This is a genomic window from Roseofilum sp. (assembly GCF_982964205.1).
In genome coordinates this window covers 1-18888 of record NZ_CEZBFX010000073.1, presented here as the reverse complement: position 1 = coordinate 18888, position 18888 = coordinate 1, and the positions used below count along the sequence as shown (strand labels likewise).

Sequence of the window (18888 nt, the reverse complement as noted above, 5' to 3'; positions counted from 1 at the left end):
GTGTTAGAAACTAGAATTCATCCCAGTGAAGAAGAGTCGAAAGGCAATCTCTGTATGGATTACAGGGAAAATGGGACAAACGTCCCTAACTCAGCCCAGGGTGAAGCAGAGATTGATTAAAAAAATATAAAGCTAAACCCGATACCTCAAGCTTTTGTACTACAATTAGATTGTAATCTATTGATAAAAATTTGCATTAAATTCACCCCACCCCTAAATTATGTCGCAAAAAGTACTGAACTTAAAAACAGCTCCTGGACATCAGGTGTTAGCAAAGGCAGGAAAAAAGCTTCTACGTCCTGGTGGACGAGCTGCAACGGATAGGTTGTTGGCAGCGGCTAATTTTCAGCCAGGCGATAGCGTACTGGAGTTAGCCGCTAGTTTTGGGCATAGCGCGATCGCCTTAGCTAAAAAGCACCCAGTTAAGGTCATCGGGATTGAAAGAAATACTGACAGTGTGGCAACAGCCCAAGCTAACATTGTTGCTGCTGGAGCTAAGGATCGAGTGAGCGTCATAGAAGGCGATATTTTCAACTTAGATCGGGTTCCAGGTGAATTTGATTTTGTGCTAGCCGAAGCCATTTTGACTATGCAATCTCCATCGGCTAAAGCCAAAATTCTCAGAGGAGTGCGAAATCGCCTACGTCCTGGTGGACGCTTTCTATCCCACGAACTGCTCGTATGCAGTCAAAACAGCGAAATTCGTCAGGCATTATCTTCCGCGATTCGCGTCAATGCCAACCCACTCACCCAAATTGAGTGGGTTCAAGCCTGTGAAAGTGCAGGACTACAAGTGCAGTTTCATCAAACTGGTGCCATGGGTTTGCTCAATCCCAAACAAATGCTCCATGATGAAGGCTGGCTCGGCACGATGAAAATTACCTGGAATATGTCGATCGATCCCCAACTGCGATCGCGAATCTTGCAGATGCGGCAAGTCTTCCAAGAATATAAAGATGATTTAGGATACATCGTTTTGTGCGCTCAACGCCCCTAGAGGAAAACCCATGACAACCACTCTACTCAACATTGCCTCCTCATACCTAAAATTACCTGATGTTATTGAATACCCCGAAGCAGGGATATTAAGCAAAGTTGTACTCCAAGATGATTGCTGTAAATACACCCTGTTTTGTCTAGCAACAAATACGGGAATTTCCGAACATACTGCTGTTCGCAATGCCACCATCAGCGTATTGGAAGGAAAAGGAACTTTGACGCTAGAGGGCGAGGAGATTGAACTGGAAACCGGAGTCTTCGTCGTCATGCCTGCCCATGCTCCTCACTCTCTCAAGGCTCAGACGAACTTGGCCTTTTTGCTAACCTTATCAGCCTAAGACAAGCTTTACACAGGAGATTCTAATATTGTGGCATCCTCTCAATCCAATGTCGTTCCAGAATCAGTAACCTCTTTACCTCGCCTTTGGTATCGCCCCACTCTATCGCCCCATCATGGTATCTATGTCATGCTGGTGATTTCATTTTTGACGGGAGTTGCGGCTTCTCAACACTGGACTCTCTCCACAACTCTAGCTCTAGTGTGTGCTTTTGCCGGGTTCCAAGCCGAACATCCCCTTACCTTACAAATCAAACAGCGCCACAGTTGGAAACCTCGATTTCTGCTTTGGAGTAGTATTTATGCAGGCATAGCCTTAATAACTGGCGGTTACTTATATCTACAAGCGCCCCTATTGCGATGGATTTATCTAGGAGCGATCGTTACCTTGGCGATCGATACTCTTTCAGTTTTAAATCGTCAGCAAAAAACCTATGTTAATGAGTTCATCACTTTCGCCGCAGTTTGTCTGGCTGCTCCATTGGCTTACATCGCTACAACGGGAACCTGGACAACGTCTATCATCGGTCTATGGCTACTCAACACGCTATTTTTTAGCAGTGCTATTTTTACCGTCAAACTGCGCAAATCCAAAACCTCATCGCTCATTCCACCTGTTCTCTATCATCTCATTGCAACTGCTATCATTACCGAACTTTGGTTTTTGGGCTGGCTCTCGGCGATCTCTGCCCTGAGTTTTGGAATTGCCCTACTCAAAATCGCCTTAATTCTTTGGAAAAAAAATTGGTATTGTACCACTCCCATCTACAACGTTGCCAAGCTAGAAACGAGCTTTAGTCTGTTGTTTCTGTCCGTAGTCGCGATCTCCCAATTCCTGTCCATCTAACTTAGCCAGAGACTCATTAATTCCTATCTCTAGCTCGTCAGTTTATCTTGTTTTTTCAAGATAAACCGATCGGGATGAACAAATTTTAATGTAGAAAAAAGATATTAAAAAATCATGAAAATTCATACATCCTTAGGAGCATAATAAAAAAATGTGCTACAAATAAGAGAAGAAGGAGGTGAGTGTAAAAAAAGTCAAAAACACTCAAAAAAAATGGTTAGCAACATTGACATTCAACAAACTCGATCTAAATTACAAAGCCAAGTAACATCGCAAGACCAAGCATGGCAAGGATTTAAACGAGGAACATGGGCGCAAGAAGTTAACGTCAGAGACTTTATCCAAAAAAATTACACCTCCTATGAGGGAGATGAATCTTTTCTGGAAAACATAAGTCAGTCAACAGACCAACTTTGGGCTGAAGTTAAAGAATTGATGAAACAGGAGCGCGAAAAAGGCGTTTTGGATGCAGAAACCAAAATTCCTTCTGGCATTATTGCCTATGGTGCAGGTTACATCAATCAAGACCTAGAAAAAATTGTCGGACTGCAAACCGATAAACCCCTCAAACGAGCCATCATGCCTTTTGGGGGAATTCGAGTCGTTGAGAAATCTTTAGAAGCCTATGGTTACACCATAGATCCTGAAACTCATGACGTTTTTACTCAATATCGTAAAACCCATAATGACGGTGTTTTCGATGCTTATACCCGCCAAATGCGGAAGGCTCGCCACTCAGGAATTATCACCGGTTTACCTGATTCCTATGGACGGGGACGTATCATTGGAGATTATCGCCGTGTTGCCCTCTATGGTGTTGATTTTCTAATCGAAGATAAACAGCAACAGTTATCTTCCTTAGAATATGATGTCATGGACGAGGAAGTGATTCGTTTACGAGAAGAAATCTCTGAACAAATCAAAGCCCTTAAAAAATTGAAAATCATGGGGGCAAGTTATGGTTTTGATTTGGGAAATCCAGCCGCCAATGCTCAACAGGCCATACAATGGACTTATTTTGGATACTTAGCTGCGGTTAAAGAGCAAAATGGTGCAGCGATGTCCTTGGGGCGTGTTTCCAATTTCCTCGATATTTACATTGAACGGGATTTGAAATCAGGAGAAATCTCTGAAGCTCAAGTTCAAGAATTAATCGATCAATTTGTGATGAAGCTGCGGATGGTACGCTTCTTACGCACTCCTGAATATAACCAATTATTTGCAGCCGATCCGGTTTGGGTGACAGAAGTTATTGGAGGAATGGGAGTTGATAGCCGTCCCCTAGTCACTAAAAATAGTTTCCGTTTCTTGCATACCCTCTACAATTTAGGCCCTGCACCTGAGCCAAATTTAACAATTTTGTGGTCGGAAAAATTGCCGATCGCGTTCAAACAATATTGTTCCAAGGTTTCCATCGATACCAGTTCCATCCAGTATGAAAATGATGACTTGATGCGTCCAGAGTTTGGCGATGATTATGGTATTGCTTGCTGTGTCTCGGCGATGAAAATTGGCAAACAAATGCAGTTTTTCGGCGCGAGAGTTAACCTCGCCAAAGCATTACTGTATGCCATTAACGGGGGTAAGGATGAAAAAACAGGCGAGCAAATCGCCCCTCCTTATGCTGCCATTACTGGTGAATATCTAGACTACGAAGAAGTCACCGCTAAGTTTGACCTTTTGATGGACTGGTTAGCCAAACTGTATGTTAACAGCCTCAATGTCATTCACTATATGCATGATAAATACTGCTACGAAACCCTAGAAATGGCATTGCACGATCGCGATGTTTATCGGACAATGGCTTGTGGGATGGCGGGTTTATCCGTAGTTGGAGATGCCTTGGCAGCGATTAAATATGGGACGGTGAAAGTCCTGCGTAATGAAGAAGGGTTAGCCATTGACTACGAAGTGACTGGGGATTATCCAAAATTTGGCAATAATGACGAACGGGTTGACCAGATTACCTCTGGTATTTTAACGACCTTCATGGATAAAATCCGTAGAAACAAAACCTATCGTCAGGCAACACCTACCCAATCCATTCTCACCATTACCTCCAACGTGGTTTATGGTAAAAAGACGGGCAGTACACCGGATGGACGAAAGGCAGGAGAACCCTTTGCTCCTGGAGCCAATCCGATGCATGGACAAGATACTAAAGGGGCGATTGCTTCTATGGCTTCCATTGCCAAATTACCCTATGAACATGCTCAAGATGGGATTTCATACACTTTTTCAATTGTGCCTCAAGCCTTAGGGACAACTGACGATGGGAAAGTCAATAATTTGGTCGGAATGCTAGATGGTTATTTCCACGACACGGGGCATCATATCAATGTTAACGTTCTCAATCGAGACACCTTAGTCGATGCAATGAACCATCCTGAAGAATATCCTCAGTTGACGATTCGAGTATCTGGTTATGCCGTCAATTTCATTAAACTAAGCCGCGAACAACAATTGGATGTGATTAACCGCACATTCCACAGTCAACTGTAAACTTAAGCTGCAATCGCCAATCCCCATCCTATGCTAATAATAAGGATGGGGATCATTGTATGCATTAAGCTTAAGCGGTCAACTTTATCATCACTAATTATATGGGATCGACAGGTATTATTCATTCAATAGAGACTTGTGGGACAGTCGATGGTCCTGGAATTCGATTTGTGATTTTTACAAAAGGTTGTCCCTTACGGTGTTTATACTGCCATAATCCTGATTCTCGTTGTATTGAAGATGGAGAAGCAATATCTGTTGATGAATTGATGGTAGAAATTGAGAAATATCGGTCTTACTTTCAATTTTCTGGTGGCGGTGTAACGGTGACTGGAGGTGAGCCTTTGATGCAACCTGAGTTTGTTAAAGAAATTTTTCAAAGATGTCGCCAGATTGGAGTTCATACTGCTTTAGATACATCCGGGTACATCAATGTAGAGATGGCTAAACCGGTTTTAGACTATACGGATTTAGTCTTATTAGATATCAAATCTTTCGATCCTCAAATTTACAAAAAAGTAACCCATGTTTCTATTGAGCCAACGCTTGATTTTGCTCGATATCTCAACGAAATTCAGAAGCCAACATGGATCAGATTTGTGTTAGTCCCTGGGTTGACAGATGCTTTTAATAATGTTAAAGGACTAGCTGAATTTGTGGCTCTTTTTGAGAATGTAGAAAAAGTTGAAATTTTACCCTTCCATAAAATGGGAGAATACAAATGGCAACAACTCGGCTATGATTATCAACTCAAGAACACTGAACCTCCTTCCCAGGAATTATTAGAACAAACGATTGGTATTTTCAAACGTCATAACCTAGTCGTTCAATAATCGTTACCTATATTTTTCAGTCTGGGTTGGGTGCAAATTGCCTCCTAGTTCTCCCCTAGAGACATAAGGGATACCCTAAATGAGCCGATAAAATAGCGATCCTAGCAATTATGCCCAAAACTCAAGGGGCGATCGCGCAGAATTAGCCGTAAGATAAGAGCGCCGATGTTATAGGAAGGGTATGGCTGCCATTGATTGGTTGATTGTTCTGTTGTATTTGCTCTTAACGTTAGGATTAGGGTTATATCTATCAGGAAAAGCCTCGGAGGGACTGGAGGCGTTTTTTGTATCGGGGCGATCGCTCCCTTGGTGGCTCTCCGGAACCAGTATGGCAGCGACTACTTTTTCTATTGATACTCCCCTCTACATTGCTGGAGTGGTTGCCAGTCGAGGGGTTGCGGGAAACTGGGAATGGTGGAGCTTTGGTATGGCTCATGTGGTGATGATTTATATCTTTGCCCGGATGTGGCGCAGATCGGGAGTGGTTACGGATGCCCAGTTAACGGAAATTCGCTATGGGGGATCGATGGCAGCCATTCTACGAGCAGTGAAGGCTTTTTTGTTTGCAGTTCCGATTAATTGTATCGGCATTGGCTACGCGATGTTGGCGATGGTGAAAGTGATTGATGCCCTGGAATTATGGCAAAGTTTGGGCATAGAACCGGCAGAGAACCTTAAACTCTGGAGTGTGGTAGGGGTGAGTTTATTTGTCCTATTCTATGCCGGAATTTCTGGACTTTGGGGGGTGGTGGCGACGGATTTTTTCCAGTTTTTTCTCGGGTTATTTGGGGCGATCGCCGTTGCCGCGATCGCAGTGAGTCATGTGGGCGGCATTCACGAGTTAATTCCCCTCGTGCAAGAGCGCACAGATACGGATATCTTAGCCTTTTTTCCTCTGAATACGGAAACCGCCAGTCTCAGCTTAAGTACGTTTGGAGCGTATTTGTTGATTCAGTGGTGGGCGTTTCGTCGTAGTGACGGGGGTGGCGAATTTATCCAACGATTATTAGCCTCAAAAAATGAAGCAGAAGCGGAAAAAGCGGCCTGGTTTTTCAATATTCTGCATTATGGGGTGCGGACTTGGCCTTGGATTTTAGTTGCTCTGGTGGCTCTAGTGGTTTATCCCAATTTGGAAGATCCGGAGCTGGGCTATCCAAAATTAATGCTCGATTTCTTGCCTCCAGCGATGTTGGGATTAGTGGTGGCTTCCTTGCTGGCAGCGTTTATGAGTACGGTTTCAACCTCCATTAACTGGGGCGCATCCTATTTAACCAATGATTTATATTTACGCTTTTTCCGTCCTGACTCTACCCAGTCGGAGTTAGTCTTAGTCGGTCGTATGTCTTCGGTTATGGTAACCGTTTTAGGGGCGATCGCCGCGTTCTATGCCCAAGATGTAGCCACCGTATTTCGATTGGTGATTGCGATCGGTACAGGGCCCGGATTAGTCTTGATTCTACGCTGGTTTTGGTGGCGCATTAATGCCGCAGCGGAATTAGCCTCGATGGTCGGTGGATTTATCATCGGATTAACCACCAGTGTTGTACCTCTATTAACCATTAAAGATTTTGGCTTGCGATTACTGGTGACGGCTGGGATTAGTGGAATTTGCTGGATAGCTGCCATGTTGTTAACGGCACCAGAATCAGATCAAACCTTGGATGAATTCTATCGGTTAGTGCGCCCTGGCGGTCCTGGATGGCGACGGCAGCGATCGCGCACGGGCTTGAAACCGGCACAAAGCTTACCCCAAGATTTACTCAAAATCAGTGCAGCCACATTGCTCTTATTTGGTGCGATGTTCGCTGTAGGCGGCTTTTTACTTTTGAATCAGGGAGTCGGTTGGATGAGCTTAATTGTAGCGGTTGCTGGGGCGATGATGTTGCGCTATGTGAGTAAAGTAAGGGTTGCTCCCATGGCTCGACCAGGGTTAGAAGATGAGTTATAGCAGGGGAAGGGAGAGTTAGGACACTTTACTATAAACAATAACCTAACCGTCCTCAGCAACTGATTGACTGCTATAGAAAAAAGGATCGCTATAATGGTTAATTGATACAGCACTTTGTGCTTTTGTAGAGTAAGCTGTTGAATTCCCAAAGCCATATACCACAATCCTATTCCCCATTCCCCATTCCCTATTCCCTAGCGCAAAGTGCTATATGAGTTTTGCCCGAATGAAACGCTTCTTAGTTCCCCTTTTTGTCTTCGGTTTCTGTCTGCTTGGATTGCTGACGGGTTGTAGCCTACCGCAAGTGAGCGCCCAAGATCGGCTCTTTTTGCCCTTGTCTTTGGAATGGGTTGGAGAAGTCACCCTACCCAAACAGGAGTTTCAGGAAACCACCGTGGGTGGGTTATCAGCGATCGCCTACGATCGCCAACGCGATCGCCTCTATGCTCTTTCGGATGACCGCAGTTTCCACGGCCCCGCTCGCTTTTATACCTTGAATCTGAGTCTTGACCCCTTTGAAATTGATGTAGAAACCGTTACTGCCTTAAAAACCCCGGAAGGTACGCCATACGCGGAAGGTAGCCTCGATCCAGAAGGGTTAGCTCTCACTCCCAACCGAACCCTACTCATTGCCAGTGAAGGGGTTGCAAACCAACAGATCCCCCCGGCGATCGCTGAATATGACCGGCAAACAGGACAATGGCTCAATCAGCTCCCCATTCCTCAACGCTATATCCCTGATACTTCAGGAAAAGAAGAACAAAAAGGAGTACAAAATAACCTAGGGTTTGAGTCCTTAACCACCAACCCCATCGGCCTCGTTCCCACAACTGGTGAACCTTTACGCGTATTTGTTGCTACAGAAGCCGCCTTAATCCAAGATCGAGATCCAGAAGTCAAAGAATTAGTGAAGACTAGAACACGGTGGATGCATTATCTCCTCAGCGAAGGGCCACCCCTGTTAGTTTCTGAACATTTCTATGAACTTGATACACCTGAACCAGATATTCTCTCCCAAGGATTAACAGAAATTTTAGCCTTAGATGAACCCGGACATTTTCTCACCCTAGAGCGCTCTTTTAATGGCTCTGTAGTTACAGCCAAACTATTCCAAGCAGTGACCGGATCGGCCAGCGATATTTCTAATGTATCCTCTCTTCAAGGCAATTTAGGAGAGTTGAAACCTATTCGTAAACAATTGGTTTTAGATTTAGCTCAGTTGGGCATTACCTTGGATAACCTCGAAGGGATGACATTTGGCCCCCATTTTGCCGATGGCAGTCCCAGCTTAATTTTAGTCAGTGATGATAATTTTAATGCCTATCAGAAAACGCAGTTTCTGTTATTTCGTCTCTTGACTATGGACTCCTCAAGAGAAGGGTGAAACTGCCTATTATATCAAATCCTAAAAATCACGCTACATATCAATCCCCGTGTCCCCGTTTCTCCGTGTCGGGAGTGTCAACCATCTGTAGCACATATCTAAGGATTTGATATTACCTATTGCCTAACGCTATATCCTCTCGATCGCCTTGTTTTTTCTCCCGCGATACTCTAAAATGATAATCATTCTACACAGGCTCTCCTAGTCCAAAAATCTACTAATCAAGGAAAAGCCTAGAGAACCTTAAGAAACCAGGAGATCGAGCTTGACCGAAATAGTATTGGAAGTTGAAGGCTTAATCATCGATCGCGATCGCACACCAGGGGTCGTGCATGACGTATCCTTTACTTTATCTACGGGTACAGATACCGCCCTCATCGGACCCAATGGAGCAGGGAAAAGCACCCTAATTCAAGCCATTTTAGGCATCTTACCTCGAAAATCAGGTCATATTTCCCTATTAGGAAAACCGATGAATCCTCAAGGTAAACTGCCGGCGCAAATTCGTCAACAAATCGCCTATTTACCGCAAAACTTTCTCTTCGATCGCCGTCTGCCCATGACAGTAGCCGAACTGGTCGGCTTAGGTTGGGATCGGCTCGGTTTTCAGTTGCCCTGGTCAGGCTATCGAGAACGCCGTAAAGCCGTCCGAGAAGCGCTCTCGCGGGTGGATGCCTGGCATTTAAAACACAAACCCATTAGTCAACTTTCCGGTGGAGAAACTAAGCGCATCTTACTCGCTTATTGTCTGGCTAGACCTCGAAAATTACTGATTTTAGATGAAGCCCCTGCGGGATTAGATATCCGAGGAGAAGCCGAATTTTATCAACTCCTCGAAGAACTGAAACAAGAATATCATTGGGCAATTTTACAGATTTCCCATGATTTGGATATGGTAAAAAAACAATGCGATCGCGTCCTTTGTCTAAACCGTACCTTACTCTGTCAAGGGACACCAGAAAACACGCTCAGTACGGAAAATCTAATTGCCGCTTACGGTTCTGCCTTTACTCGTTATCATCATTCCTGTCGATCCTAATACAGAGCTTTGCGCTGGGGAAAGGGAATAGGGAATAGGGTTGTGGTACATGGAGAGAGAGAATTCAAGCTTGTGTTTCATAACGCAAGCAAAGCGCTGTATTAATTAAAAAATTGAACATGGGTAGGGCTTAGAGGATGAGGGCGGGTTGAGTAAAGTTATTGATGTGTTTTGTAGATTTTTTGTGAACCCACCCCCACAACGTTGTTTAATTGTGAATGTAATGGAAACCGAAATCTCACGCGCGATAGAACTCTTCCAATTTGCCTTTATGCAACGGGCACTGATGGGAGGCGTATTAATGGGAACAATGGGGGGACTGTTGGGCAGTTTTACGATTTTGCGGCAACTCTCATTTTTTAGTGATGCCCTGGGACACTCGACTCTCTTGGGATTAAGTTTAGGGCTATTATTAGGTCTGAATCCTTCATGGGTCATTCTTCCCTTTGCGGCGATCTTTGCCCTGGTGGTCAATACCTTTCTAGAGCGCACCCAACTGTGGACAGATGCTGTCCTCAATATTGTTTATTCCTCCTCCTTAGCCTTTGCCATTATTACCCTCAGTCTGATCGGGGAATACAAAGGAGGCATCAATCACTTACTTTTTGGGGATATTTTAGCTCTACAAACCTTCGATCTAATCATTAGCACACTCCTATTATTGGTTTGTATTGGATTTATTGCCTCAACGTTGCGCACTCAGATGATGTTGACACTTCATGAACCGATGGCGATCGCCCGTGGTGTATCGGTAGAAACCCATCGTACCGCCTTCGTCGTGCTGCTTTCCCTTGTTGTTGGTGTCGCGATCAAGGCGATCGGGGTGTTATTGGTGAGCGCTTTTATTGTCATTCCTGCCTGTTCCGCTCGCTTAATGACTCAGAACTTCACCACCTATGCGATCTTATCTGCGGTTATTGGAGCGATCGCCGCTTTATGCGGAATTGTCCTCTCTGCTCTATTTGACTTGCCCTCCGGCCCCAGTATTGTCATCGTGCAATTGGGATTTTTCCTGAGTGCGATCGGCTTTGCTAACCTAAGACCGATTGCCTCATAAAAAGAAAAGCCACCTAGGAGTTAACTAAGCGGCTCGACTAGCGTTTGTATAGAGAGGAGAGAAGAGAGTTAGCTCACAGCAATTCCAGTGAGGATCAAAGCGGTTGTGAGGAGGAGAGAAATTGCCCCTTGGAGCATGTAGCGTTGCTGCTGTTCTTGACTGGGGAAGTCTGCATAGTAAATTTGAGGCTCGTTAGCGTAGTTATTGAGCTGTCCTTCAGGATTAACCGTTGTGTACATCAGGTTGACCTCTTTGTTTTTCATCGTTGTAAACTAATATAACAAATTGTAAAGAAATATTTCTGTGACTTGACAGAATATTTTGGGTGATGTTAATCACAAGATGGAAAGAAAGAGGGGCGATCGGAAAAAAATGAGGTAAAGCCAGTTGTGCAAACATCTTGCTCGCTTTTCGCCTCCAGCGCTCAAGACGCTCCCATTCCACAACCCTACCCCATGTTTAATGGAGATCAGCTCCTGATTAACCGAGCCATGTTACGAAGAATTGGTCTATGGGCAATAAGCAGTATCTATGTGCCCAATGCCAGTGATTTGCTTTTAAGATTGACTAAAATCCTCAGAACCAACAGGAGAGTATCGTAATGAAATCCTTCCTTACCCTATCTGCCGTGCTACTGAGCATCGTGAGCTTACCCAAAGTTGCCCTTGCCCACTCCGTAGAAACAGATTACCAGTCTATGTCCGATCGCCTAGAAATCCAATCGATGTTTAGCAGTGGTGAAGCCTTTGAAGGTGCCCCTGTCGTCGTTTACGCTCCCAACGACCCCACCACACCTTGGCTCGAAACCACAACAGATGAGAATGGTGAATTTGTCCTCCAACCCGATCCCTCCATTCCCGGTGAGTGGTCCGTAGAAATTGGAGAAGGCGGTCATTGGGATAATCTGATCGTTCCCGTGAGTGGCGAAGGGATTGAATCAGAGAATATCAGCTATCTTGAGGGACATCCTTACCATACCCACAACCGTAACCGTATCGCCAATCGTTACATTCTCGCTGGGGTTGTAGGGGTGACTCTTGTTGGTGGTATTGGTGGCGGCATCTTGCGTCGCCAGCTCAAAGGCTAATTCAACCGCCATCCCAAGATTCCTGTAGGGGCGAAAAAGTTTTCGCCCCTACAATTTTTTTAAATACACACCGAGCCAATTATGATATAAATATGAAAGATGAAACAATTATGAAATTAACCGGGCTGATTTCTCCATGCCTTACTCCTATCCATCCACCTTAATGGCGATCGCTAGTTTAGTCCTCACCCTAGGTCTGACAAGCTGTGCAGGTATAGACAGCAATACAACCTTAGAGCCAACTCCTGAAAATCCAAGCTCTACCATTGGAGAAACCGAAAATAAAAAGAAAATCCTCACCACCTTTAGCGTTCTTGCTGATATTGCCCAAAACGTTGCCGGGGATCAGCTAACAGTCGAGTCCATTACCCGCATCGGTGCAGAAATTCACGGTTACGAACCCACCCCCAGCGACCTCATCAAAGCACAAAACGCTGACCTGATTTTATATAACGGCATGAATCTAGAGCGGTGGTTTGAGCAATTTTTAGGCAACCTGGAAAATGTGCCCTCTGTCCTCTTAACTGAAGGTATTGAACCCATTCCCATTGCTGAAGGCCCCTACATCGACAAACCCAATCCCCATGCTTGGATGTCTCCCCAAAATGCCCTAATTTACGTGGAAAATATCCGCCAAGCGTTTGTTACCCTCGATCCAGACAACGCCGAAACCTATAATACTAATGCAGCAGCTTATAGTGAAAAGCTCAAAGTCATTGACCAAAAACTGCGCGAAGCTATAGAAAAAGTCCCCAAAAATCAACGTTACTTAGTTACCTGTGAAGGCGCTTTTTCTTATCTGGCGCGGGATTACGGGATGAATGAAATTTATATCTGGCCGATTAATTCCGAGCAACAGTTTACGCCCAAACAAGTTAAAGGGGCGATCGATCGAGTCAAAAGTAAGCAAATTCCCGCAATTTTTTGTGAAACGACGGTGAATGATAAAGGACAAAAGCAAGTGGCGGAAACCACAGGCGCAACGTTTGGCGGCAATCTTTATGTTGATTCCTTGTCTACAGCAGAGGGGCCTGTACCCACATTTTTAGAGTTGCTCGAATATGATGTGCAACTGATTACAAATGGATTGTTATAGTTGCCTTCCCTCTCTCTCACGTGGGAGAGCAAGCCTCAATCAATCCATTGAAAATTCCATAATTACCCACTGGAGAAAACGATGTCATCCTTGACTGAACCGCTCAATATAACTGTTAATAATCTGAGTGTTACTTACAGTAATGCTCGGCTGGCCATTTATAATGCCAATTGTACAGTGGAACCCGGAACGATTACCGCCTTAGTGGGGCCCAATGGGGGCGGAAAATCGACGTTATTTAAATCCATTATGGGCTTTTTACCTCCTAAGCAAGGACAAATTCGGGTGGGTGGAATGCCGGTGAAAATAGCTCAAAAGCGGCAGTTAATGGCGTATGTTCCCCAGTCGGATGAGGTGGATTGGAATTTTCCGGTCAGCGTCTTTGATGTGGTGATGATGGGACGCTATGGCTATATGAATATGTTGCGAATTCCGAGCGCGAAAGATCGGCGGTTGGTGATGGAAAGTTTAGAGCGGGTGGGAATGGTAGAGTTTCGGAATCGGCAAATTGGGGAACTCTCAGGAGGACAAAAGAAACGGGCATTTTTGGCGCGATCGCTCTCTCAAGACGGTAAAGTGATTTTATTGGACGAACCATTTACCGGGGTGGATGTGAAAACGGAGAAGCGAATCGTTGATTTGCTGATGCAGTTGCGCGATGAAGGATACACAATTCTGGTCTCTACCCACGATTTAGCCTCGATTTCCACATTCTGCGATCGCACAATTTTAATTAATCAGACGATTCTGGCATCTGGAAGCACAGCAGAAACCTTTACCCAAGAGAACCTAGCGATGACGTTTGGCGGTTTACCCGTACAAAGTTTGCACTCTCTGTCCCCAAATTTCGAGGTCGATTCTTGACCATCCCTCTTTTGTCACTTGTCACTTTCCGAGATTCTGCCAAGGTTCAAAGGTTGTCTGTGTCCAGTGAGGTTGGTCGTTATATCAAATTCATTTATTCGTGCTACACAGCAATCTTCGCGTCTCCGTGTCATACCATTTCTCTTTAATCTTGCAACTAATCGATCCCTGAGAGACAAGGGGCTGGGGGCCCCTTTTTAAAGCGCATCATCATAGAGAAATGGTATCAATCATCATGTAGCAAACATCTAAGAATTTCATATTAGCCCTCAAGTCTTGGGTAATACAGTATATTTTTTTACTATAAATTTAAGTACATAATTAAGAAATAGTTAAGTTAACCTCTATTTAAGTAAAGTTAACTCTACTCTTCTAGTTGCGATTTATTCTGATTAGTGAAAGGGAGTATAGGCACTAACTCGACTGTAGCTATCGATAATTGTCTCTAGGCTCTTTTATCCATATGCAAAATAGTCTTAATAAGATCATCCATTTAGCTCACTGACTCTTATTGGGGCTGTAGGCGTGCAAAGTATAGATAAAAAGCTATTTGACCACTCTGAATAACGAACAGGAGATGAGTATGTCATCATTCAAAAGAAAGCTGATGAAGTGGAGCCTTAATATTCATAAGTACTTGGGAGTTGCACTGTGTATTTTTCTAATTTCGCTAGCAGTAACAGGCATTTTCCTCTCTTATAAAGGTGCTTATGACTGGATGCAAGCATCAACTGCTAGGGGGACAGAGGGCAGTATAGAAACAATGATGCCACTGTCTGAGGCAGTTGAGAAGGTGATGTTACTCAATTTGCCAGAATTTCAAACGCCAGATGATATTAACAGGATTGATATCCGGCTTAATAAAGGGACGTACAAGGTTCGTGCAAAAGGGCATATCCCCCTAGAGGTGCAACTTGACGCTCAAACGGGTGAGGTTCTGAGCCAAAGTTATCGATGGGCAGATTGGATTGAGCATGTCCATACAGGAGAAATTATCAACGAGTCAATGCGAAGAACATCTGGAACAATTCTGGGCATGACGACGATTATACTTTCAGTAACCGGATTGATTCTGTGGGCCATTCCGGCTCTACGCAAGACGCGAAAACGCACGCCGGCCGGATAAAATGGGATCTGAAATAGTGCTGCACTAACCCCTTTCATCTTGACACTGCCATTCGATTTGTTGACCATGGCAGCTTCAAGATGAAATCATGGCCATTTTTGGCGCTCGTGCTCGCCCAAGACGGTAAAGTGATTGTATTGGATAATCGTTTACCCATGCAAAGTTTACGCTCCCTGTCCCCAAATTTTGAGGCTGATTCTTGACAATTCCCTATTCTCCAGCTCTATTAGATTGGCTCCTTGAACCCCTAGAATATGGATTTTTAGTCCGAGCGTTGTGGGTGAGTGCCTTTGTCGGTTTAGTTTGTGCTGTACTCTCCTGTTATATTACCCTCAAAGGCTGGTCGCTGATGGGAGATGCGGTTTCCCATGCGGTGGTTCCTGGGGTGGTGGTTGCCTATGCTCTGAATATTCCGTTTGCAGTGGGAGCCTTCTTGTTTGGATTTGGCGCAACGGTGGCGATAGGGTATGTGCAATCGAAAACTCGGTTAAAAGAAGATGCGGTAATTGGCGTAGTCTTTACCGGTTTTTTTGCCTTTGGAATTGTGTTAATTACCAAAATTCCCAGTAATGTGGATTTGTTTCATATCCTGTTTGGCAATGTGTTGGGCATTTCTAACAGTGATATTATTCAAACCCTGATTGCAGGAACCATAACGTTACTGGTGATTCTGTTGCGACGTAAGGATTTATTGCTGTTCTGTTTCGATCCCAATCATGCTAAGGCGATCGGGTTGAATATTCAATTGATGTATTATACCTTGTTGTCCGTTTTGGCTCTAACCATTGTTACGGCTTTGCAAACGGCGGGTATTATTCTGGTGATTGCTATGCTCGTGACTCCTGGAGCAATAGCCTATTTACTGACCGATCGCTTCGATCGGATGATGGGACTCTCGATTACTAGCAGTGTGCTATCGTGCATCCTGGGAACCTATTTCAGTTATCATCTGGATATCTCCACAGGAGGAGCGATCGTGGTGCTGTTGACCCTCTTCTTCATTCTAGCCATGGTATTTGCTCCCAAATACGGCATATTAGCCCAACAGTCCAGAGTTAATAAACTGGAATGATACAGCGCTCAGGGTTCTTTTTTTAATTGATTGCTTCATTGATATGAGTTAATCAAGATTTGAGTTAATTGCTCAGAGCATCAAGTAAGCGTTGATTATCAGAGGACAAACGGATGGCGATGCGGAAATAGCGATCGCCCAGTTCAGGAAAACTCGCACAGTCTCGGATCAGGATCTGGTGTTCTTTTAATAACTGCTCTTGTAGCGCCCTAACCGACTGATTGACCTTGACTAATAAAAAATTAGCAGCTCCTAGATAAGGATCGAACCCCGGCAGAGATCGCAACCTTTCAAAAACATACTCGCGAGTGGGAGGTAACCAGTCCCAAGTTTGCCGTTGAAAATCATAATCTTGGATCGCCGCAATTCCGGCTACTTCCGCAAGGATATTCACCGGCCAAGGATCGCGCCAGTTTTGCCATTGTGCAATTAAGGCTGGATGGGCGATCGCATAACCCAGACGCAGGCCGGGTAAACTATAAAACTTAGTGAGCGATCGCACAATCACCAGATGAGGATAATCTTGGAGCAGGGGGATTAAACTTTGGTCTTCTGAGGGGTTTAGGAAGTCCATGAACGCCTCATCAATCACCACAAACTTAAATCGATCCAAAACCGGCAAAATCTCCTCACGCCGCCATAATTTACCCGTCGGATTATGGGGATTATTCAGCAATAAGCCCGATCCAGGATTAGCAGAATTAGGAAGGGAAGAGGCTAACCCAGACCAACTTAGGGGATAGGGTTGAATGGGAACTCCAAAAGCTTGAAGCGCTCGTTCATAGTCCCGAAATGCAGGAGTGAGCAACGTCACACCGCCACACCCTTGAAACTGACGAGCAATCCAAGTCAGTAATTCTGCCGCCCCATTCCCCGGCCAAATGAACTCTGGGGGCAGTTGATGAAATCGCCCCAGATGTTCCCGTAGCTGGGAATACTGGGGATCTGGGTACAGAGTAATCCGATGCAAATGGGTTGTAATTGCGGCGATCGCCGATTGTGGAGGGCCTAACGGATTGATACTAGCGGAAAAATCCAGAAGGCGATCGGGTGAACAGCCTGCAATTGAGGCTGCCCAAACAACATTTCCTCCATGAACCGGACGTTGGAAAGACACTGACTTAATGGAATAAATCGGAAACTTACTCGTCTTTCGGAGGAGCTACTCTTTCCTTAAACAGCTTACCCGCCGAAAACGCAGGAACTTTAGTCGCTGGGATTTCCATTTTCTCTCCAGTTTTAGGATTGCGTCCTTCCCGTGCTTTCCTCTCCCGCGACTCAAACGACCCAAAGCCAACCAAGGTCACTTTGTCACCTTCAGACACCGCTTCCATAATCGCTTCCAGGGCAGCACTCAACACCGCATCCGCTTGTTTTTTGGTCACTGAAGCCTTTTCAGACACCTTATCGACCAATTCACCTTTATTCATTTTGCATCTCCTTTTCAGGTTAAACTGCTGAAACTCCCATTATTTCAGAGTTTCACTGGATTATTCTAATCTCTGTCATCCCCATATGGATCGGCCAAACCTTTAATTTCTATGGATTTCAGGATTTTCTTCACAAATCATGCCGAAATAGTATCCTGTGATACCATTTTTAGGGAATAGGCAGATGGGGAGATCAAGAGATCGGCAAGATCCTCATCTGCTTATTACCTATTACCCATTACCCAATTGCGTCAATAGACAAAAATATTAGTATTGCTAAAGTTACTCACCGAGGGACGACCGGGAGCGTTGAGAACTGCTAGGGGTTGATTATTGGCGATACCGCCAGCCGCCGAGCCATTGGCATCAAAGAACAAGTTGCCTTGGGAATCGTAAATAAAGCGCAACTGGTCACCATTGGCAGCATTCTGATAAGCACTCGGAGGGCTAGCCGGATTAAAGACAGAATTAGACAAGAATAACTGTCCTTGAGACAATTGTCCCGCTGTTAGACCTGCACCAAAGGTCTGAGCATTGACCAAAATCACACTACTATTGCCAAAGCCTTGAATAACATCCCCTCCTTCATTCAGGGCAGTATACACATAATAATCTTGCCCAGATACTCCATTCAGGGTATCGGCCCCCTGTCCTCCAAAGAACAAGTCGCTAGAGCTATTCCCTCGGAAGTTTTCCGATAGGGTTGTACCGGCAACCAAACTCCCCGTAATGGGAGTAGGAACTGCCGGTGCAGTTAATCGAGCAACACCTGCTCCTGTAGGATCGGGAGGAATGGTAAATCGTAGGGTGGTATTCTGAGTAACACTTAAGCTAGCTTCATCATATTTACCGGGAGCGACAATAATCGTATCTTGACCGGATACATTGCCGCTTGCGGGAAAACTGTCATTCCGATTATTTCTAAGGATTGGATCGCTGCTGGCTGCGCCCACAGTGGTATAGACATTAATCGTTGCTTCTTCTGATACTCTGCCCCCGGTATTCGTCGAGCGTACTACCAAGCCAAACGGCCCATTGCCACCCGGAGCGCTGTTGAGGGTAATATTCCCATTGTTACTGATACTAAAGTTAGTGGTAGAAGCACCTCCAGTAACGCGGGAAATTTCATAGGATTGAATCCCGGAATTATCTGAGGATCGGATTTGCCCAATTACTGTTCCGGGTTGGGTGGCATCAATGCCACTGTCATTACTAACCGTCAGCACTTCTCCACCGACTAATTGGGGAGGGGTGGGTCGTTGGTTGC

Annotated in this window: 17 protein-coding genes and 1 pseudogene; 14 read left to right on the top strand and 4 right to left on the bottom strand. The window is 44.9% G+C overall.

The window, feature by feature from the left end; translation table 11 throughout:
• Positions 1 to 220 precede the first annotated feature (220 nt).
• The 9 genes from AC3A14_RS16660 to AC3A14_RS16620 all read left to right on the top strand — a co-directional run bounded on the left by AC3A14_RS16660 (position 221) and on the right by AC3A14_RS16620 (position 10946).
• Positions 221 to 997 (top strand): SAM-dependent methyltransferase, encoded by a 777-nt coding sequence (locus AC3A14_RS16660; protein WP_318698652.1) that lies wholly within the window; start codon positions 221 to 223, stop codon positions 995 to 997.
• A gap of 10 nt (positions 998 to 1007) precedes the next feature.
• Entirely contained in the window at positions 1008 to 1337 is a 330-nt protein-coding gene (locus AC3A14_RS16655) for a cupin domain-containing protein (protein ID WP_318734100.1), read from the top strand.
• Between the two features lie 30 nt (positions 1338 to 1367).
• The gene (locus AC3A14_RS16650; protein WP_318734099.1) at positions 1368 to 2183 is read left to right on the top strand and encodes a YwiC-like family protein; all 816 of its coding nucleotides are present in this window, start codon (positions 1368 to 1370) and stop codon (positions 2181 to 2183) included.
• Positions 2184 to 2396: 213 nt separating this feature from the next.
• Positions 2397 to 4685: a formate C-acetyltransferase gene (gene pflB, locus AC3A14_RS16645; RefSeq protein ID WP_318698647.1), complete on the top strand. Its 2289-nt coding sequence runs from the start codon at positions 2397 to 2399 to the stop codon at positions 4683 to 4685.
• Positions 4686 to 4786: 101 nt separating this feature from the next.
• Positions 4787 to 5518: a pyruvate formate-lyase-activating protein gene (gene pflA, locus AC3A14_RS16640; protein WP_318734097.1), complete on the top strand. Its 732-nt coding sequence runs from the start codon at positions 4787 to 4789 to the stop codon at positions 5516 to 5518.
• A 181-nt stretch (positions 5519 to 5699) separates the two neighbouring features.
• Positions 5700 to 7466: a sodium:solute symporter family protein gene (locus AC3A14_RS16635; protein WP_318698645.1), complete on the top strand. Its 1767-nt coding sequence runs from the start codon at positions 5700 to 5702 to the stop codon at positions 7464 to 7466.
• Positions 7467 to 7692: 226 nt separating this feature from the next.
• On the top strand, positions 7693 to 8850 hold the full coding sequence (locus AC3A14_RS16630; RefSeq protein ID WP_318736429.1) for an esterase-like activity of phytase family protein: 1158 nt from the start codon (positions 7693 to 7695) through the stop codon (positions 8848 to 8850).
• A 265-nt stretch (positions 8851 to 9115) separates the two neighbouring features.
• Complete coding sequence (locus tag AC3A14_RS16625) at positions 9116 to 9889, top strand: metal ABC transporter ATP-binding protein (RefSeq protein WP_318734093.1); 774 nt, start codon at positions 9116 to 9118, stop codon at positions 9887 to 9889.
• A gap of 223 nt (positions 9890 to 10112) precedes the next feature.
• Positions 10113 to 10946 (top strand): metal ABC transporter permease, encoded by an 834-nt coding sequence (locus AC3A14_RS16620; RefSeq protein WP_318734091.1) that lies wholly within the window; start codon positions 10113 to 10115, stop codon positions 10944 to 10946.
• A 68-nt stretch (positions 10947 to 11014) separates the two neighbouring features.
• Here AC3A14_RS16620 and psb34 read toward each other — a convergent pair whose 3' ends face one another.
• Entirely contained in the window at positions 11015 to 11209 is a 195-nt protein-coding gene (gene psb34, locus AC3A14_RS16615) for a photosystem II assembly protein Psb34 (protein ID WP_318734089.1), read from the bottom strand.
• A gap of 338 nt (positions 11210 to 11547) precedes the next feature.
• Here psb34 and AC3A14_RS16610 point away from each other — a divergent pair, with 338 nt between their 5' ends.
• The 5 genes from AC3A14_RS16610 to AC3A14_RS16590 all read left to right on the top strand — a co-directional run bounded on the left by AC3A14_RS16610 (position 11548) and on the right by AC3A14_RS16590 (position 16191).
• Positions 11548 to 12033 carry a carboxypeptidase-like regulatory domain-containing protein gene (locus tag AC3A14_RS16610; RefSeq protein WP_318734087.1) on the top strand — a complete coding sequence of 162 codons (486 nt, stop codon included), beginning with the start codon at positions 11548 to 11550 and terminating at the stop codon, positions 12031 to 12033.
• A gap of 136 nt (positions 12034 to 12169) precedes the next feature.
• The gene (locus AC3A14_RS16605; protein WP_318734085.1) at positions 12170 to 13129 is read left to right on the top strand and encodes a metal ABC transporter substrate-binding protein; all 960 of its coding nucleotides are present in this window, start codon (positions 12170 to 12172) and stop codon (positions 13127 to 13129) included.
• Between the two features lie 81 nt (positions 13130 to 13210).
• Complete coding sequence (locus tag AC3A14_RS16600) at positions 13211 to 13993, top strand: metal ABC transporter ATP-binding protein (RefSeq protein ID WP_318734083.1); 783 nt, start codon at positions 13211 to 13213, stop codon at positions 13991 to 13993.
• Between the two features lie 577 nt (positions 13994 to 14570).
• Positions 14571 to 15119: a PepSY-associated TM helix domain-containing protein gene (locus tag AC3A14_RS16595; protein ID WP_318734102.1), complete on the top strand. Its 549-nt coding sequence runs from the start codon at positions 14571 to 14573 to the stop codon at positions 15117 to 15119.
• Between the two features lie 199 nt (positions 15120 to 15318).
• On the top strand, positions 15319 to 16191 hold the full coding sequence (locus AC3A14_RS16590) for a metal ABC transporter permease (protein WP_318734081.1): 873 nt from the start codon (positions 15319 to 15321) through the stop codon (positions 16189 to 16191).
• 64 nt (positions 16192 to 16255) lie between these two features.
• Here AC3A14_RS16590 and cobD read toward each other — a convergent pair whose 3' ends face one another.
• The 3 genes and pseudogenes from cobD to AC3A14_RS16575 all read right to left on the bottom strand — a co-directional run.
• Positions 16256 to 17308 (bottom strand): threonine-phosphate decarboxylase CobD, encoded by a 1053-nt coding sequence (cobD, locus tag AC3A14_RS16585; protein WP_318734079.1) that lies wholly within the window; start codon positions 17306 to 17308, stop codon positions 16256 to 16258.
• Positions 17309 to 17333: 25 nt separating this feature from the next.
• Positions 17334 to 17621 (bottom strand): HU family DNA-binding protein, encoded by a 288-nt coding sequence (locus tag AC3A14_RS16580; protein WP_318734077.1) that lies wholly within the window; start codon positions 17619 to 17621, stop codon positions 17334 to 17336.
• A gap of 251 nt (positions 17622 to 17872) precedes the next feature.
• Positions 17873 to 18888: pseudogene (locus tag AC3A14_RS16575) on the bottom strand (hypothetical protein); the annotation flags it as partial.

Coding starts and splice junctions, on each gene's coding strand:
- AC3A14_RS16600 (WP_318734083.1), top strand. CDS start 13,211: ATGTCATCCTTGACTGAACCGCTCAATATAACTGTTAATAATCTGAGT.
- AC3A14_RS16660 (WP_318698652.1), top strand. CDS start 221: ATGTCGCAAAAAGTACTGAACTTAAAAACAGCTCCTGGACATCAGGTG.
- AC3A14_RS16620 (WP_318734091.1), top strand. CDS start 10,113: ATGGAAACCGAAATCTCACGCGCGATAGAACTCTTCCAATTTGCCTTT.
- pflA (WP_318734097.1), top strand. CDS start 4,787: ATGGGATCGACAGGTATTATTCATTCAATAGAGACTTGTGGGACAGTC.
- pflB (WP_318698647.1), top strand. CDS start 2,397: ATGGTTAGCAACATTGACATTCAACAAACTCGATCTAAATTACAAAGC.
- AC3A14_RS16655 (WP_318734100.1), top strand. CDS start 1,008: ATGACAACCACTCTACTCAACATTGCCTCCTCATACCTAAAATTACCT.
- AC3A14_RS16635 (WP_318698645.1), top strand. CDS start 5,700: ATGGCTGCCATTGATTGGTTGATTGTTCTGTTGTATTTGCTCTTAACG.
- AC3A14_RS16605 (WP_318734085.1), top strand. CDS start 12,170: ATGCCTTACTCCTATCCATCCACCTTAATGGCGATCGCTAGTTTAGTC.
- AC3A14_RS16610 (WP_318734087.1), top strand. CDS start 11,548: ATGAAATCCTTCCTTACCCTATCTGCCGTGCTACTGAGCATCGTGAGC.
- AC3A14_RS16580 (WP_318734077.1), bottom strand. CDS start 17,621: ATGAATAAAGGTGAATTGGTCGATAAGGTGTCTGAAAAGGCTTCAGTG.
- psb34 (WP_318734089.1), bottom strand. CDS start 11,209: ATGAAAAACAAAGAGGTCAACCTGATGTACACAACGGTTAATCCTGAA.
- AC3A14_RS16595 (WP_318734102.1), top strand. CDS start 14,571: ATGAGTATGTCATCATTCAAAAGAAAGCTGATGAAGTGGAGCCTTAAT.
- AC3A14_RS16630 (WP_318736429.1), top strand. CDS start 7,693: ATGAAACGCTTCTTAGTTCCCCTTTTTGTCTTCGGTTTCTGTCTGCTT.